The organism is Streptomyces sp. Xyl84, assembly GCF_059731885.1.
Genome location: NZ_AP029182.1, coordinates 6,656,358 through 6,671,501 on the forward strand (window position 1 = coordinate 6,656,358; position 15,144 = coordinate 6,671,501).

12 protein-coding genes and 3 pseudogenes are annotated in these 15,144 nt (G+C 74.6%); 7 read left to right on the forward strand and 8 right to left on the reverse strand.

Annotated elements, in window-relative coordinates:
• Positions 1 to 22 precede the first annotated feature (22 nt).
• From AC6I72_RS29020 to AC6I72_RS29030, 3 genes and pseudogenes are all read left to right on the forward strand, one after another.
• Positions 23 to 301: pseudogene (locus AC6I72_RS29020) on the forward strand (ABC transporter ATP-binding protein); the annotation flags it as partial.
• Positions 261 to 1,113: pseudogene (locus AC6I72_RS29025) on the forward strand (ABC transporter permease). The pseudogenes AC6I72_RS29020 and AC6I72_RS29025, both read left to right, overlap by 41 nt.
• Positions 1,114 to 1,316: 203 nt before the next feature.
• A complete protein-coding gene (locus AC6I72_RS29030; protein WP_498004089.1) occupies positions 1,317 to 1,847 on the forward strand; it encodes a hypothetical protein in 531 nt (176 codons plus the stop codon).
• A 118-nt stretch (positions 1,848 to 1,965) separates the two neighbouring features.
• Here the strand turns inward: AC6I72_RS29030 and hemC are convergent, their stop codons facing one another.
• Both hemC and AC6I72_RS29040 read right to left on the reverse strand, forming a co-directional pair.
• On the reverse strand, positions 1,966 to 2,901 hold the full coding sequence (hemC, locus tag AC6I72_RS29035; protein WP_498004090.1) for a hydroxymethylbilane synthase: 936 nt from the start codon (positions 2,899 to 2,901) through the stop codon (positions 1,966 to 1,968).
• Between the two features lie 55 nt (positions 2,902 to 2,956).
• Positions 2,957 to 3,940 carry an ATP-dependent DNA ligase gene (locus AC6I72_RS29040; RefSeq protein ID WP_498004091.1) on the reverse strand — a complete coding sequence of 328 codons (984 nt, stop codon included), beginning with the start codon at positions 3,938 to 3,940 and terminating at the stop codon, positions 2,957 to 2,959.
• A 214-nt stretch (positions 3,941 to 4,154) separates the two neighbouring features.
• Here AC6I72_RS29040 and AC6I72_RS29045 point away from each other — a divergent pair, with 214 nt between their 5' ends.
• The gene (locus AC6I72_RS29045; protein WP_498004092.1) at positions 4,155 to 4,538 is read left to right on the forward strand and encodes a DoxX-related protein; all 384 of its coding nucleotides are present in this window, start codon (positions 4,155 to 4,157) and stop codon (positions 4,536 to 4,538) included.
• Positions 4,535 to 5,008, forward strand: a pseudogene (locus AC6I72_RS29050) (peroxiredoxin). Before AC6I72_RS29045 ends, AC6I72_RS29050 begins: the two are co-directional and overlap by 4 nt.
• 54 nt (positions 5,009 to 5,062) lie before the next feature.
• Here AC6I72_RS29050 and AC6I72_RS29055 read toward each other — a convergent pair.
• Entirely contained in the window at positions 5,063 to 5,680 is a 618-nt protein-coding gene (locus AC6I72_RS29055; protein WP_498004093.1) for a DNA polymerase ligase N-terminal domain-containing protein, read from the reverse strand.
• A 226-nt stretch (positions 5,681 to 5,906) separates the two neighbouring features.
• On the opposite strand from AC6I72_RS29055, the gene AC6I72_RS29060 reads away from it, so the two are divergent.
• Positions 5,907 to 6,992, forward strand: a complete 1,086-nt coding sequence (locus tag AC6I72_RS29060; protein WP_498004094.1) for a LacI family DNA-binding transcriptional regulator — start codon at positions 5,907 to 5,909, stop codon at positions 6,990 to 6,992.
• On the opposite strand, the gene AC6I72_RS29065 is transcribed toward AC6I72_RS29060, so the two are convergent.
• From AC6I72_RS29065 to AC6I72_RS29080, 4 genes are read right to left on the reverse strand one after another with little or no spacing between them, the layout of a single operon-like run.
• Positions 6,955 to 8,370, reverse strand: a complete 1,416-nt coding sequence (locus AC6I72_RS29065; RefSeq protein WP_498004095.1) for a glycoside hydrolase family 32 protein — start codon at positions 8,368 to 8,370, stop codon at positions 6,955 to 6,957. The two genes, AC6I72_RS29060 and AC6I72_RS29065, sit on opposite strands and share 38 nt — an antisense overlap.
• Positions 8,367 to 9,221 carry a carbohydrate ABC transporter permease gene (locus AC6I72_RS29070; RefSeq protein WP_498004096.1) on the reverse strand — a complete coding sequence of 285 codons (855 nt, stop codon included), beginning with the start codon at positions 9,219 to 9,221 and terminating at the stop codon, positions 8,367 to 8,369. The genes AC6I72_RS29065 and AC6I72_RS29070 overlap by 4 nt, the downstream gene beginning before the upstream one ends.
• Positions 9,222 to 9,235: 14 nt before the next feature.
• Positions 9,236 to 10,198 carry a carbohydrate ABC transporter permease gene (locus tag AC6I72_RS29075; RefSeq protein WP_498004097.1) on the reverse strand — a complete coding sequence of 321 codons (963 nt, stop codon included), beginning with the start codon at positions 10,196 to 10,198 and terminating at the stop codon, positions 9,236 to 9,238.
• Complete coding sequence (locus AC6I72_RS29080; RefSeq protein ID WP_498004098.1) at positions 10,195 to 11,604, reverse strand: extracellular solute-binding protein; 1,410 nt, start codon at positions 11,602 to 11,604, stop codon at positions 10,195 to 10,197. Before AC6I72_RS29080 ends, AC6I72_RS29075 begins: the two co-directional genes overlap by 4 nt.
• A gap of 186 nt (positions 11,605 to 11,790) precedes the next feature.
• On the opposite strand from AC6I72_RS29080, the gene AC6I72_RS29085 reads away from it, so the two are divergent.
• Positions 11,791 to 13,398: a glycoside hydrolase family 32 protein gene (locus tag AC6I72_RS29085; RefSeq protein WP_498004849.1), complete on the forward strand. Its 1,608-nt coding sequence runs from the start codon at positions 11,791 to 11,793 to the stop codon at positions 13,396 to 13,398.
• A gap of 176 nt (positions 13,399 to 13,574) precedes the next feature.
• On the opposite strand, the gene AC6I72_RS29090 is transcribed toward AC6I72_RS29085, so the two are convergent.
• On the reverse strand, positions 13,575 to 15,086 hold the full coding sequence (locus AC6I72_RS29090; RefSeq protein ID WP_498004100.1) for a metallophosphoesterase family protein: 1,512 nt from the start codon (positions 15,084 to 15,086) through the stop codon (positions 13,575 to 13,577).
• Positions 15,087 to 15,144 lie beyond the last annotated feature (58 nt).

Here is a 15,144-nt window from a genome sequence, read left to right on the forward strand (position 1 = left end):
GGACCGCGGCGCCCGCGACGCCATGACGGTCCTGGTCACCACGCACTACATGGACGAGGCCGACCGGTACTGCGACCGGGTCGCCCTGATGCACCGCGGCCGTGTCCGGGCGCTCGGCACCCCCGCCGAGCTGCGGCAGGGTCTCGGCGAGCGGCGCCGCGCCCGGGGCGGCCCGGCCACCGGCGCGCCGCCCGCGCTGGAGGACGTCTTCCGTGACGTGGCCGGCAGCGGCCTCGACGACACCGCAGGAGATCTCCGCGATGTCCGAAGCACCCGCCGCACCGCCCTCCGGTTCGGCTGACCCCGCCGCGCGGACGGCATCGGCCTGCTGGTGCGGCCCCCGCAGGCCCGCGCGGGCTGCTGCTGCCCGCCCGCGTCGCCGCCGTGTGCGCCGTGGAACTGCGGAAGCTCCGCCACGACCGCACCGAGCTGTACACCCGTGCCGTCCAGTCCGCCCTGTGGCTGCTGAACCTCGGCCAGACCTTCTCCCGCATCCACGCGATCCCGGCCGGCGGCCTGCCATGCCTGGACTTCATGGCGTCCGGCGTCATCGCCCGGTCTGCCATGTTAGTCGCCCTCTTCCACGGCATCCAGATCATCTGGGAGCGCGACGCGGGCGTCCTGGGCAAGCTCCTGGTCACGCCGCGCCGCGCGCGGCGCTGGTCACCGGCAAGGCGTTCGCGGCCGGGGTGAAGCCGCTGATCCAGGCCTCGTGGTCGTCGTCATCGCCGCGCTGCTCGGGGTGGTGACGACCTGGAACCCGCTCCGGCTGCTCGGCGTCACCGCGGCCGTGCTCCTCGGCCCGGCGTTCTTCTCCTGCCTGTCGATGACCATCGCCGGCATCGTGCTCGGCCGTGACCGGCTGATGGGCATCGGACAGGCCATCACCATGCCGCTGTTCTTCGGTTCCGACGCCCTGTACCCGGTGGCCGTCATGCCCGGCCTGCTGCAGGCCGTCAGCAGGGCCGACCCGCTCAGCTACCAGGTCGACGTCCTGCGCGGCCCGCTGCTCGGCCCCCCCGGCACCTCGCGCCCGACTTCGCCGTGCTCGTCGGGGCCGCCGCGGCCGGCGTCGCCGCGGCCTCCGTGCTCCTCGGCCGGCCGGCCCGGTGACGGCCGTCCGCCCGGCCGCCGCCGAAGTGATCTGCGGCACGCTCGCTGCGGCCGCTCCGGCCGCCCGTCCGGCGATTTCTCCAGCGCACGGCTTGATCACCGATCAATGCGAGGGAATTCCCTGGCCACGGCGCATTCCGCGCATTTGACAGTGCACTCGGCCCACAGATAGGAAGCAGCTCTTGGAAGTCGAGAGGTGCACTGTGTACGAGCCGAACGTGGTCGGGGACTGGCAGGAGTACGAGGAGCATGCCGGCCTGCGCGTCCGCGTCCACCGACTGGAGCAGGCCGAGCCGCCCCGCGGACGTGACGACGCCGCCGACGGGCTGACGTACTTCCGCATCCGGGTCACCGTCGAGAACCGCGGTACCGAGCACTTCGGCGTCCACCTGGAGGACGGCCAGATCGACGTGCGGATCGGCCCCGACGGGGAGGGCGCGTTCGTCGACTGGCGCAACTCGCAGTTCATCGAGGGTTACGACGTGCACCCGCTGCGCCGGGCCACCGCCGTGCTCTACGCGGCCGGTCCGGAGGAGTTCCTGACCCAGGTCGACATCCAGGTCCAGCTGCGCGTCGACGAAGAGTGGACCGACCGCCGTCTGTGGAGCGGCGGCATCGGCGTGCACGAGGGGCCCGTCGGCGCGGGCGCGTGCTGTCCGGGCGGGCAGGGCGGCCTGGCCCACCAGATCAGCGTCTTCCTGCGCGACCAGGCGGAGCCGGGCGCCACCGGCTGACCGGGCCGTCCGGCCCGGCCAGCCGGCGCGCTCTCGCCCGTCCGGCCCGGCCGCCGGCGCGCTCGCGCCGCGGCCGTCCGGCCCCGCTCCGCCCGCTCCGTGCGCCGTTCCCGTGGCGTCAGTGCGGAATGCCGTCGATGATCTCGCGGGCGCCCTGGCGCAGCAGGGCCACGGCGACCGACGTGCCCAGCGTCGCGGCGTCCAGCCGGCCGGCCCACTCGTGGGCGTTCAGCCGGGTCTTGCCGTCCGGGGTGAACACACACGCCCGCAGGGACAGTTCGCCGCTCCGGTCGACCTGCGCGTACCCGGCGATCGGGCTGTTGCAGTGGCCCTGCAGCACGTGCAGGAACATCCGCTCGGCACTCGCCGCGCGCTGCGTGTCGCCGTCGCCGAGCCCGCTGACGGCCTCGATCAGCGCGTCGTCGTCCTCGCGGCACTGCAGGGCGAGGATGCCCGCGCCGATCGGCGGCATCATCGTCTCCGCGGACAGCACCTCGGTGACCACGTCCTGCCGTCCGATGCGCTCCAGACCGGACGCGGCCAGCAGCAGCGCGTCCGCCTCACCGGCCGCCAGCTTCTCCAGCCGCCGGTTGGCGTTGCCGCGGAAGGGCACGCACGTGAGGTGCGGGTGGGACGCGGCCAGCTGGGCGATCCGGCGCACCGCCGACGTACCGATCCTGGTGCCGGGCGGCAGCTCGTCGAGGGTGAGCCCGCCGGGGTGGACGAGGGCGTCCCGGACGTCGTCCCGTTTCAGGAACGCGGCGAACGTGGTACCGGCCGGCAGCGGCCGGTCCGCGGGCACGTCCTTCAGACAGTGCACCGCGAGATCCGCCTCGCCCGCGAGCAGCGCCGCGTCGACCTCCTTGGTGAACGCCCCCTTGCCCTCGACCTTCGCCAGGTCGCCCAGCCATTTGTCGCCGGTGGTCCTCACCGGCACCACCTCGGTGCGCACACCGGGGTGCAGGACGGCCAACTCGGCGCGGACGCGCTCCACCTGAGCGAGCGCCATGGGCGAGTCGCGGGAGACGATACGGATCAGTTCGGGCACGGACATGCGGGACACGATAGACCTTCCCCGCGCCCTCCTGGCCCCGGGCCCGGCCGCTCCCTCACGGCCGCGTGTCGTCCGGCAGGTCCGCCGCCGCGTCCTCGGGGGCGAGGTCGGGGCGCAGCCGCAGCCACGACGGCTGGCGCAGCATGCCCGCCCGGGTGCGGACGCTGTAGCGCACCTCGCCGACCAGACGGGGCAGCACCCAGTGCGCCCCGCGCGCGGCCGGTACGGGGGCGAACGGGCACACGGGGGTGGCCAGCGCGGCCAGCAGCCCGGCCAGCTCCGTCCGCTCGGCCTCGCTCCAGCCGGTGCCCACACTGCCCACGTACCGCAGTCTCCCGCCGCCGCGCTGGCCCACCAGCACCGCGCCCGGCAGACCGGTGAGCCGCCCCTTGCCGGGCAGCCAGCCGCCCACCAGCACGTCCTCGCTGCGCATGTTGCGGATCTTGATCCAGGCGCGGGAGCGCACCCCCGGCTCGTACACCGAGTCCAGCCGTTTGCACACCAGCCCCTCCAGCCCGTGCTCCCGGGTCGCGGCCAGGGCACGGGCGCCGTGACCGACCACGGCGGTGGGCGTGGACCAGTACGGCCCGTGCAGAGCGAGTGCCTCCAGCCGCTCACGGCGCCGGACGTAGGGCAGTGCGAGCAAGGGGTCCCCAGCCAGGTGCAGGACGTCGAACAGCACGAGGTGGACGGAAACCCGCGCGGCCCGGCGCGCCGCGAGAGCGGGCGCGTGGGCCAGCCCCATCCGGCCCTGGAGCAACTGGAAGCTCGCCCGGCCCTCCTCGTCCAGCGCCAGCACCTCCCCGTCCAGCACCGCGGGCGTGGCTCCGAGCGCCCCGCCGAGCGGCGCCAGTTCGGGATAGGCGGCCGTGATGTCCTGCCCGGACCGGGCCCGCAGCAGCACCGAACCGTCGCCCGGCAGGTAGACCACCGCCCGCTGACCGTCCTGTTTCGTCTCGTACGCCCAGCGGGCGTCCTGCGCGGCGGGCGGCAGGGGGCCGGGCGTGGCGAGCATGGGCGCGATCAGTGGCAGGGTCACGGCTGAGGTGTCGACGCGCGGGCCGCCCGCCACGCGCCCCGCCCGCCGCTTTCCCCTGATCGGGCGCGGCCCCCGGCCGGCCGGGGGCCTCCCCGCCGTACCTACTGTCCAGTAGGATCGCGCCCCGGATCCGCCCGGGAGCCGCCCCCGGATCTGCCGTGCCCCGGCGCGGACCTGCCGCGGGCCCGCGGCAGGTCTCCTGGAAGGAGCAGCCGTGTCCCGGTCCCCACGCTCACCCCTGCTGCTCGCCGGTCTGCCGGCCACCGCGGGTGCCGCCCACTTTTGTTCGCAGCTCTCAGCCTCCCCCCGGCGGTTCGACGCGATCGTCCCGCGCGCCCTGCCGGGCAGCCCCCGCGCCTGGACCTGGGCCGGCGGCGCCGCCGAACTCGCGCTCGCCGCCGGCCTGGCCGCGCCCCGGACCCGCGAGACCGCCGCGCCTGCCACGGCCGTCTTCTTCGTCGGGGTCTTCCCCGCCAACGTGAAGATGGCGGTGGACCGGCGCCACCGGCCCGCCCGGCAGCAGGCCGCCGCCTTCGCACGGCTGCCGCTCGTGCTGTGGGCCAGGGGCGTCACCCGGGGCGCGGAGCGCGCCGCGTGAGCGCGCGCGGCGCGGTGCGCGAGGGCGACACCGTCGAGGACTTCGCGCTGCCCGACGAGACGGGCACCACGCGGACCCTGACCGCGCTGCCGGCCGAGGGACCGGTCGTGCTCTTCTTCTGCCCGGCCGCCCTCACCCCCGGCTGCACCGCCGAGGCCTGTCACTTCCGTGACCTCGCCGCCGAGTTCGCCGCGCTCGGCGCGCGGCCCGTCGGCATCAGCGGTGACCCGGTGGACCGCCGGCGGGAGTTCACCGGGCGGCACGGCCTCGGCATGCCCCTGCTGTCCGACCCCGAGGGCGCCGTCCGCGAACGGTTCGGCGTGCGGCGCGCGCTGAGGCCGGCTCCGACCTGACGCGCGACCTTAGTCGTCGCCCAGGACCGCACCGTCCTCGCGGTCGTCCGCAGCGAACTGCGCATGAACACCCACGCCGACCGCGCCCTGGCCGCGCTGCGCGCCCACCGCGCCTGAGCGCGGCGGCCCCGCGGCGGGCACCGGCCCGGGAGGCGGCCGCGGCCGGTCCGCTCACTCCTCGCCGCCCTCCGCGGCGACCTGCGCCAGCGTACGGCCGGTGCGCACCGAGCGGGCCCGCCGCGGATCGGGGGTGCCGTGCCCGCCCCCGGCCCGGCCCTCGGCCTTCTTCACCAGCAGCCAGGCCTCCTCCCCGCCCTCGTCCCGGTCGTCCCGGAAACGGGTGAGGGCGTACTCGCCGCGCAGCTTGGAGCCGTGCAGCCGGAAGGTGGCGTGCCCGCGCTCCAGCGACTCGGCGAAGTCCACGGGGCGCCCCCCGCGGTCGTGGCTCAGCGGCTCGTACGTGCCCCGGTCCCAGACGACCACGGTGCCGCCGCCGTACTCGCCCTTCGGGATCACGCCCTCGAAGTCCTCGTACTCCAGCGGATGGTCCTCGGTGGGCACCGCGAGCCGCTTGTCGTGCGGGTCGTCGGAGGGGCCCTTGGGGACCGACCAGGATCTCAGCACGTCCCCCACCTGGAGCCGGAAGTCGAAGTGCATCCGGCGGGCGTCGTGGATCTGCACCACGAACCGGGGACCGGATCCCTCACCGGTCCGCCGGCCCGACGGCTCCCGGGTCCGCCCGAAGTCCCGCTTGCCCCGGTACTCACGCAGCCGCTCGTCCCTGGCCACCTCGGCCTCCTCACGTTCGCGCCTACCCGGCCACACCGGGTACCCCCCCTGGCCGGAAGGGACCCGTGCGCCCGCGTGCCCGCGCCGGAACCTTCCCGCCGGCGCCCGGGGCCGCGGCCCGGACGCGTCCGGCGGCCCACGGCGGGCGCGCCGACCGCCCGCCGGCGCCGCGGCCCTCGCCGATAGGGTGAGCCGTGATCGACGGAACGGGCGGGAATCGGGGACGATGACGGCGGACGGCAGCGGCGGCGGCGCCGAGGACAGGAACGGCGGCAGGAGCGGCGCACGGCCCACCTCCCGTGACGTCGCACGGCTCGCCGGTGTCTCGCACACCGCGGTGTCCTTCGTGTTCAACGGCCGGGCCGAGGGCAACCTCTCGCCCGCCACCCAGGAACGCATCCGGCAGGCCGCCGCCCGGCTCGGCTACCGCCCCGACCCGGTCGCGCGCGGCCTGCGCAGCCGCCGTACGGCCGTGCTCGGCCTGGTCACCGACGAGATCGCGTCCTCGCCCTTCGCGGGACGGCTGCTGCGCGGGGCCATGGAGGCCGCCTGGAGCAGCGACCACCTCATCCTCACCGTCGACACCGGCGGCGACCGGGCCAAGGAGGACGCCGCCGTCGCCGAACTCCTCGACCGGAGGGTCGACGGGATCATCTACGCGGCCATGTCGCTGCGCCGGGTCCGGGTCCCCGAGGGGCTGCACCGCACCCACTCCGTGCTCGCCAACTGCCTTCCCGAGGACGGCTCGCTGCCCGCCGTGGTCCCCGCCGAGCGGGCCGGGGGCGGCGGTGCCGCCCGGCTGCTGCTCGCCCACGGGCACCGCAGGCTCGCCGTGATCGGCGGCCTCGACGACATCGCGTCGCGCGAGCGGCTGCGCGGCTTCCGTGACGCGCTGCGCGCCGAGGGCGTCACCGTCCCGCCCGAGTGGGTGGTGCGCACCGGGGGCGAGATCTCCAGCGGGTACGAGGGCGCGGTCAGGCTCCTGGAGGGCGCCCCCGCCGGGCAGCGGCCCACCGGGGTCTTCTGCTACAACGACCGGGTCGCGGCGGGCGTCCTGCACGCCGCGGCCCGGCTCGGCATCGAGGTGCCCGCCGGCCTGTCCGTGGTCGGCTACGACGACCAGGAGCACATGGCCGCCTTCCTCACCCCGCCGCTCACCTCCGTGGCGCTGCCCCACCGGGCGATGGGCGAGACGGCCGTGCGGCTGCTCCTGGACGCCCTCGCCACCGGCCGCACCCCGCCGGCCGCCACCCGCCGGCTGGCCTGCGCGGTGGTCAGCCGCGCATCGGTGGGACCAGTGCCCATCCGGTGACCTCCGCGGCGGGGGCGTCGACCGTGAGTTCCGGGACGTCGCCGGGCCGCCGGTAGACGCGCTCGGTGAGCGTCGCCCGGCCGGCGGCGAAGAGTTCCACGAGCGAACCGTCGACGAGGACCCGCACCGTCAGCCGTGGCCCGCCCGGCAGCCGCACCGTGCGGGGCCCGGAGCCCTCGCGGCCCGCGCGGGGGCGCTCGCCGCCGTCCAGGGTGACGGTGCCCGCGGCCGGGTCCAGCCGCACCGACAGGTCCGCGCGCCCGTCCGGGGAGCGCAGCAGGGTCGCCGTCGTGCGCCCGCGGGCGGTGACCGTGAGGTCGTAGGCGTCCGGGAGCGGGACCCGGCGGCCCGGGCGGGTGACGAACGGTTCCGGGGCGCGCAGCAGGTCGAGTTCCGGGGCGGGGAACACCCGCAGGGAGCCGTCCGGGTGGGTGCCCACGACCCGGGGGGCGGTGAGGACCCCGGCCCACCCCGCCCGTTCCACCTCCGCGGGCCCGCGCGCCTCCCACGACCAGCCCCACATCAGGGTCCGGTCCTCCTCCTGGAGGACGGCGGGCGCGTAGAAGTCGCGTCCGTGGTCGAGCAGGCCCCCGCCGCGCGCCGCGAACCGCAGCCCGCCCCGGCCGTCGTGGACCAGGTCGCCGGTCAGATGGCCGGTGGCGCACGGATCACCGTCCCACAGCGACACGGCCAGCACCCAGGTGTCCTCCGCCGTCCGGAACAGCTGCGGGCACTCCCAGCCCACCGCCCCGTCGCCGAACACGGCGGCGGCGACCGGGTCGGATCCGTCGAGCAGGACCCCGGCGAACCGCCAGTCGGCCAGGTCCTCGCAGTCGTACAGCAGCACGGACGGCGTGCCGTCGGCGTGCCCGGCCCCGACGAGCGCCCAGCGCCGCCCGCCGTGCCGCAGGACGAACGGGTCGCGGAACATGACCACGTCCAGGCCGGCGGGCGGCGCGGACACCACGGGTCCGGGCAGCGGCCGCCACTCGGTGAGCCGGTCGTCGTCCGGGTCGGCGGCCCTGGCCAGGCAGACGGCGCCCACTCCGGTGTGCCGGTGGTCGATGCCGGTGTAGACGGCGGTGGGCGTGCCCGCGTCGTCGACCACGCACCCCGACCAGCAGCCCGCCTCGTCGGGGCCGCCGGGGAGGGGGGTGAGGGCGAGCGGGTGGTGTTCCCAGTGGGCGAGGTCGGTGCTGGAGGCGTGGCCCCAGTGGATGTCGGCGTGCACCGGGGCGCCGGGGTTGTGCTGGTAGAAGAGGTGATAGCGGCCCCGCCAGCGGAAGGGCCCGTTGGGGTCGTTGATCCAGTGGGCGGGCGGGCGGACCCGGAAGCGCGGGGCGTCGGGGCCGGTGGCGGACCGGGGGGCGGGGCTCAACGGTTGACTCCTGCGGAGGTGATGCCCTCACGCAGAGGGCGCTGGCCGACGACGAACACGGCGACGGCGGGGAGCATGGACAGCACGACACCGGCGAGGACCACCGAGACGGAGCCGGTGCCGAGATTGCCCTGGAGGGAGACCAGCCCCAGCGGCAGGGTGTAGTTCTGGGCGGAGGTCTCCAGGATGAGCGGGCGGAAGAACTCGTTCCAGTGGTAGTTGAAGGCGAGCACGCCGACGATCGCGAGGCCGGGCGCGGCCAGCGGGGCGTAGACGGAGCGGAAGATCCGCCAGGGCCCGGCGCCGTCCAGCATGGCCGCCTCGCCCAGGTCCCGGGGCATACCGAGGAAGTACTGCCGCATCAGGAAGGTGCCGAACGCGGTCGGGAAGGCCGGGACGATCAGGCCGAGCAGGGTGTCGGTCAGGCCCATCGACTTCAGCACCAGGAACACCGGCACGATCGTGACCTGCAACGGCACCATCATGGTCGCCAGGACCAGCCCGAACAGCGGCTTCTTGAACCGGAACTCCAGGCGGGCGAAGGCGTATCCGGCGAGCCCCGCCGTGATCATCTGGCCCACCGCGATCAGTGCCGTGACCAGCGTGGAGTTCAGGGCGAGCAGCCACACGTCGAGCTGCTGGAAGACCCCGCGGTAGGCCGCGGCGCTCGGGTGGGCGGGGACGATGCGCGGGGGCAGGTCGAAGGACTGGGCGGGTGTGCGCAGCGAGGTGGAGACGGTCCACAGGACCGGCCCGAGGGTCAGCAGGGCGCACACGGTCAGCCCGGCGATCCGCGCCCACGGCGCGAGGAGGTGCCGGGCGCGGCTGAGGGAGGGGGACGCTTGGCTCATGGCGGTCACCGGGCTCACTGGTAGTGGACGAAGCGCCGGCTGAGCCGGAACTGGAGGGCGGTGACCGCCATGATCAGGACGAACAGCAGCACGCCCACCGCGGACGCCTCACCGAAACGGAGCTGCTCGAAGGCCTTCTCGTAGATGACCATGACGACCGTCCGGGTGGCGTCGCCGGGGCCTCCCTCGGTCAGGACGTACGGCTGCTCGAAGACCTGGAGGGCGTTGATGATGCCGACCACGGACGCGACGAGCAGCGTGGGCGACAGCAGGGGAAGCGTGATGGCGAGGTGCTTGCGCAGCCCCCGGGCGCCGTCCAGGGAGGCGGCCTCGTGGATCTCCTTCGGAATGTTGTTCAGCCCGCCGACGAAGAGCAGGAAGGAGAAGCCGAACTGCTGCCAGACGTAGACCAGGACCACCGTGGCCAGCGCCGCGTGCTCCGACGTCAGCCACGGCACCGGGGCGATGCCGGCCAGCCCGAGCAGCCAGTTGACGACTCCGAAGTCCTGGTTGAAGAGGTACTTCATCACCACGGAGATCGAGGCGGCGGACAGCACCAGCGGGAAGAAGAACGCCGAACGGAACACCGACCGCAGCCAGGCGGGCATCCGCCCGTCCACGGTGAGGGCGAGCGCGAGGGCGACGGTCAGCTGCAGGGCGACCGCGAGCACCATGAAGACGAGCGTGTTGCGGAACGAGACCAGGACGGTGGTGTCACCGAGGGCATCGCGGTAGTTGGCGCCGCCCGCGTAGCCGGGGGAGTCGATCACGTTCCAGTGGAAGAGGCTGAGCACCACCGAACCGGCGATCGGCACCACGGTGAAGACGACGATGCCGAGGACCGTCGGTGCCAGGAACAGCGCCGCCAGCAGCCGCGTGCCCCGCTCGCGCGCGGCGGGCCGGGCGGCGGCCCGGACGGCGGGGGCGGCCGGTGCGGCCGCCCGCGTCCGCCGGGACGGAAGCCGGGTGTTCGTCATGCGTCACGCTCCATGGCCTTCTCCAGGTCGCCCTGCATCCGGCGCAGCGCGGGGCCCACCGCGCGCGGCGCGGCGAGGGCCGTTCCGGTGTGCTTGAGCAGGACCTGCGTCACCTCCGCGACCTGGGGCGGGGCGGGGACGGGGCCGGTGTCGGGGAACTTGTCGAGGGTGTCGTAGAAGATCCGCCAGTGCGCCGGGCCGGTCGCGGCGTACCGGGCGGAGGTCAGCATCGAGCGGCGGGCGGGGGTGGTCTGGTTGGCCCGGAACAGCCGGGTCAGCGTGTCCCGGCGGACGGCGTACTTGATGAACTCCCAGGCGGCGTCCTGCTTCTTGGAGGTGCGCAGCAGCGCGTAGCCGGCGGCGCCGAACTGGTGGCGCCTGCTGAGCCGGCGCGGGAAGTAGCGCACGTCGTAGGCGTCGGGCCTCATGCCCGCCAGGTGCAGCCCGCCCGCCCAGAAGCCGCCCGCCGGGGTGACGCCGACCCGGCCGGTGGAGAACACCCCGACGAGGTTGCTGCCGTTGCCGCCTTCCGGACGGGTGCACAGGCCCTCCGCGACGAGGGAGGCGAGATAGTCGTACGCCTCCTCGACCAGGGCGTCCGTCGCCTGCGGGGTGGTCCACCGGAAGCCGCCGCCCCGGCCGGCGCGCTCGGCGGCGGGGTAGAAGGTGTTCCACAGCCAGTCGCCGCCGGGTGCCCGGGACTCGGCGAGGAGGTTGGTCCCGTTCGCGAACAGCCAGGGCACGACGCCGCCCCACAGGCGGTTGGTCCAGAAGTACGGGGTGAAGTGGGCGCCGCTGGAGCGCTTCATGCGGCGCAGCAGCGCGGTGAAGTCGTCCCGGGTCCAGTCGGCGGGCGGCAGTTCGGCGCCCGCCCGCCGCAGCACCTGCCGGTTGAGGTACATGTCGGCCGCGTTGAACTCGACCGGCAGCTGGTACAGGCTCCCTTCGTACATCATCGACTCCACCAGCGACGGGTGGACGTCGGCGAAGTACTCGCGCAGCTCCGCCGCGTCGCGGCGCACCCAGCCGTCCAGCGGGACGCCGAGCCGCTTCGCGAACAACTGGACGCCCTCGGTGGCGACGTAGACGAGGTCGGGAGCGGTGCCCGCGGCGATCTGGGTGAGGACCTTGGCGAAGAAGTCCGGCCAGTCGACGGCCTGGACAGCGTTGATCCGCACGTCGATGCCGGGGTGCAGGGCGCGGAAGCCGTCGCGCAGGGCGCGCACGGCGGCCGGGTCGAAGGCGGAGCCGAGGGTGGCGACGACGAGGGAGCCGTCGTCGCGGCCCGGGATGTCGGCTCCGGTGAGGCGGTCCCAGCTCGCGGCGGTGCCGGCCAGGGCGGCTGCCCCCGTGCCGTAGGCGCCGTACCTGAGCAGCGCCCGGCGGGAGGGGTGGACGTCGGTCATCGTGGACCTAACTCGTGTTAGTAGGCAGGTGACGCCCCGATGATGAAAACCGTGCGACTCCTCTGTCAAGGGGCGTGAACGCTTGACCTTTAACGAGTTAGGTCTACAGTCCTGGACCCATGAGCCGCCGTCGGCCGGGCCCGCCGCGGCGCATCCCTGCCCGTCCGAGGAGAGGAACCTCGCGTGGTGCGTGACATGTCCAGGAGAGCGCTGTTCGCCGGAACGGCCGCGGGGACGGCCGCGGCGCTGCTGCCCGCGGCCCCGGCGGCGGCGAGCGCGGGCCGGCCACGGGGGGCGGGCGCGGGCCGGCCGGGTGCGGCGGCCCCGGCCGGTCCCCGCCGGCCGGACGCCGTCCCCGCCGCCCGCTACCGTGCCGGATACCACTTCACCGTCCCCGACCAGTGGAAGAACGACCCGCAGCGCCCCCTGTGGATCGACGGCGAATACCACTACTACTACCTGTACAACGCCGACTACCTGGCTGGCGAGGTCGGCACCGCCTGGCGCCTGGCCACCAGCACCGACCTCGTCTCCTTCCGGGACCGGGGCGTCGCCGTGCCCAAGGACACCACGCCCAACGGCGACCTCTGGTCCGGATCCGCCGTGGTGGACACCCACGGCACCGCGGGCTTCGGCCCGGGGGCGGTGGTCGTCATCGTCACCATGTCACCGGGCGGCGGCACCGATCACCAGGAGCAGTTCCTGTACTACTCCACCGACGGCGGACGGACCTTCACCCCTTATGGCACCGGCCCCGTCCTGCCCAACCCCGGCGTGGCCGACTTCCGCGACCCCAAGGTGATCCGCGACGAGGAACGGGGCCGGTGGGTGATGGCCCTCGCCCAGAACGACACCATCGGCTTCCACCACTCCGCCGACCTGAAGTCCTGGACGCCCGCCGGGGGGTTCACCCACCGCGGCCTCGGCGTCCTGGAGTGCCCGGACCTGTTCCGCATCACCGCCCCGGACGGCACCGCCAAGTGGGTGCTGGGCGTCAGCGCCAACGGCAAGGCCGCCGGGCTGCCCAACACCTACGCCTACTGGACCGGCTCCTTCGACGGCGGCTCCTTCACCCCCGACGCCGCCGACCCGCAGTGGCTCGACCACGGCTGGGACTGGTACGCGGCCGTCACCTTCGACCGGCACCGCGCGGACGGCACCCCCGACCCGGCCGTCCGGTACGCGATGGGCTGGCTCAACAACTGGGACTACGCCCACACCACCCCCACCATCGACTGCGACGGCTTCAACGGCACCGACTCGATCGTCCGCGAGGTCGTGCTGCGCCGCGACGACTCGGGCACGTACCACCTGGCCTCACGGCCCGTCGCCGCCCTCGACTCCCATGTCTCGCGCACCGTGCGCCTGGGCGACCTGAGCGTCGACGGCACCCGCCTGCTGGAGTACACCGGCGTCTCCTACGAGGTGAGCTGCGAGATCAGCGCGGACCGTCCGACGGGCGCGGGCCTGCAACTGCGCCGCTCCCCGGACGGCAACCGCCACATCGACGCCGGGATCTGGGGCGACTACGCCTTCCTCAACCGCCGCGCCACCGTGAACCCCGACGGCTCGGGCACCTGGCAGGAGAGCCGCACGCCGCTGGGCGCCGCGGGCCGCCCGGTGCGCCTGCGCATCCTCGTCGACCGCACCTCGGTCGAGATGTTCGTCGACGACGGCCGTCACGTGCACTCCTCGGCGGCCTTCCCCTATCTGGTCGACGACCGGCTCGCACTCTTCAGCGCCGGCGGCCGGGCCGTGTTCCGGAACACCGTCGTACGGGAGTTCACGGTGTGAGGTGCTGTCGCCGTACGCCGCCGAGCCTGCCCCGATCGGTCCGGGACGTGCCGGGCGGCCGGCGGAGCGCGGCCACGGGGCCCGGACCGGCCGCCGGCCGCGACGATCCTGCGGGCCGGGAGCGGCGCGCGGCGCCGGGGCGCGGCGTCCCGCGGCCCCGGGAGGCCGCCGGGCGCTCAGACCCGCGGGGGCAGCGGGATGACCACCTCGTCCTCGACCGGCGGGTCGACCTCCTGCGCGCGGTTGCCGGTCGCCGCGAAGCAGCGCAGCCGGACCGAATCCGGGCTGACGTCCAGCCGCAGGAACGACTTGAAGAAGGGCGGGCTGTAGGTGACCGAACCCGGCGAGAAGAGCTGGGTGTAGATCTTGCGCACCGGGAGGCGGAACCGGGCCCGGCGGTCGGGGCGGCGGCCGGCACCGAGCAGGCTCGCGACCAGGCGGACCCGCCGGGTGAGACGGACCGGGCCGCCCGGCGTGCGGGTGGGCGGTATGCCGAGCCGCTCGGCGATCACGGCCATCCCCTCCGCCTCGGTGAGCGTGAAGAAGCGGCGCAGCCGCAGCCGGCGCGCGTACAGGGAGCTGTAGAACGCCAGCGAGTCGCCGCGCAGCGGGTAGCAGCGGAAGTCGGCCTCCGTCACGTTCGCGACCGACACCCGCGGGATGGTGTGCGTGGCGTGCATGAACGCGCCGCCGCCCCCGGAGACGACGTACTGGACGGTGCGGCCGTCCACGTCCACCGGATAGCGCTGGTAGTTGTGGATGTCACCGCCGATCGCCGCCACGTAGTGGTGGGCCGGGTCGCGGACGATGTCGTCGACGCTGCCCCCGCCCTCGATGGGGCAGGGGTGGTGCTCGCCGTCCACGTACAGCGGGGAACCGGTGACGAGGATCTTCGGGCGGGGCCCGCGGGACACCTCCCGGAGCCAGGCGCCCTGCTCCGCGTCCAGGGTGCCGAGCAGGCCCGTGTCGATGCCGACGATCCGCAGCGGCCCGGCGTCGATCGCCCAGTACGGGCCCGGCTGGACGGCCTGCTGCCCCGGCGCGGAACGCAACTTCCGTGCCTCGGCCAGCCGTTGCTCGTCGGCGGGGCGCGGCTCGTGCCACAGCAGCGCACGCCACCAGTCCCGGCTCAGCGCACGCGGCCGGGGACGTGGCGGCAGCGGCGGCGCGTCGTCGCAGAAGACGCGCATGAACCCGCCGAGGTCCTCGTACCAGTCGTGGTTGCCCGGGATCGCGTAGATGGGCGCCGGATAGTCGCGGTACGGCCGGAAGAACTTCGTGCCGTAGTCGTCCGTGCTGCCGACCGGGTAGATCACATCGCTGGCGAGCACGGCGAACGACGTGTCCCGGGACGCCTCCAGGAAACCCGGCACGACCGCGTACTGCGACTCGCCGCCCTCACCGGTGTCCCCGATGACCATGAAGGAGAAGCGGTCCGTCTCCGTACGCCGGATCACCTTGTCCGCCGGGGCCCCGGCCGCGGCCTGCTGCGCCACCCACCGGGAACGGGTCTGCCCGGTGGGGTCCCCGAACCAGGAGGCGGCCACGCCGTTGCGCGCGGCCCACAGGGTCCGGGGGTTCAGCCACGACAGTTTCTGGACGCGGTCCGGCATCAGCCGGGCGTAGGTGCCGCGTTCGGCGTCGTTCCAGCCGGCGCCTTCGACGGTATCGCGTGAGGAGTCAGACACGCGGTGCACCGTAACAACCGGTGCGCCGCGCGCAGCGGGCGGGTGGCCGGGACAGGGC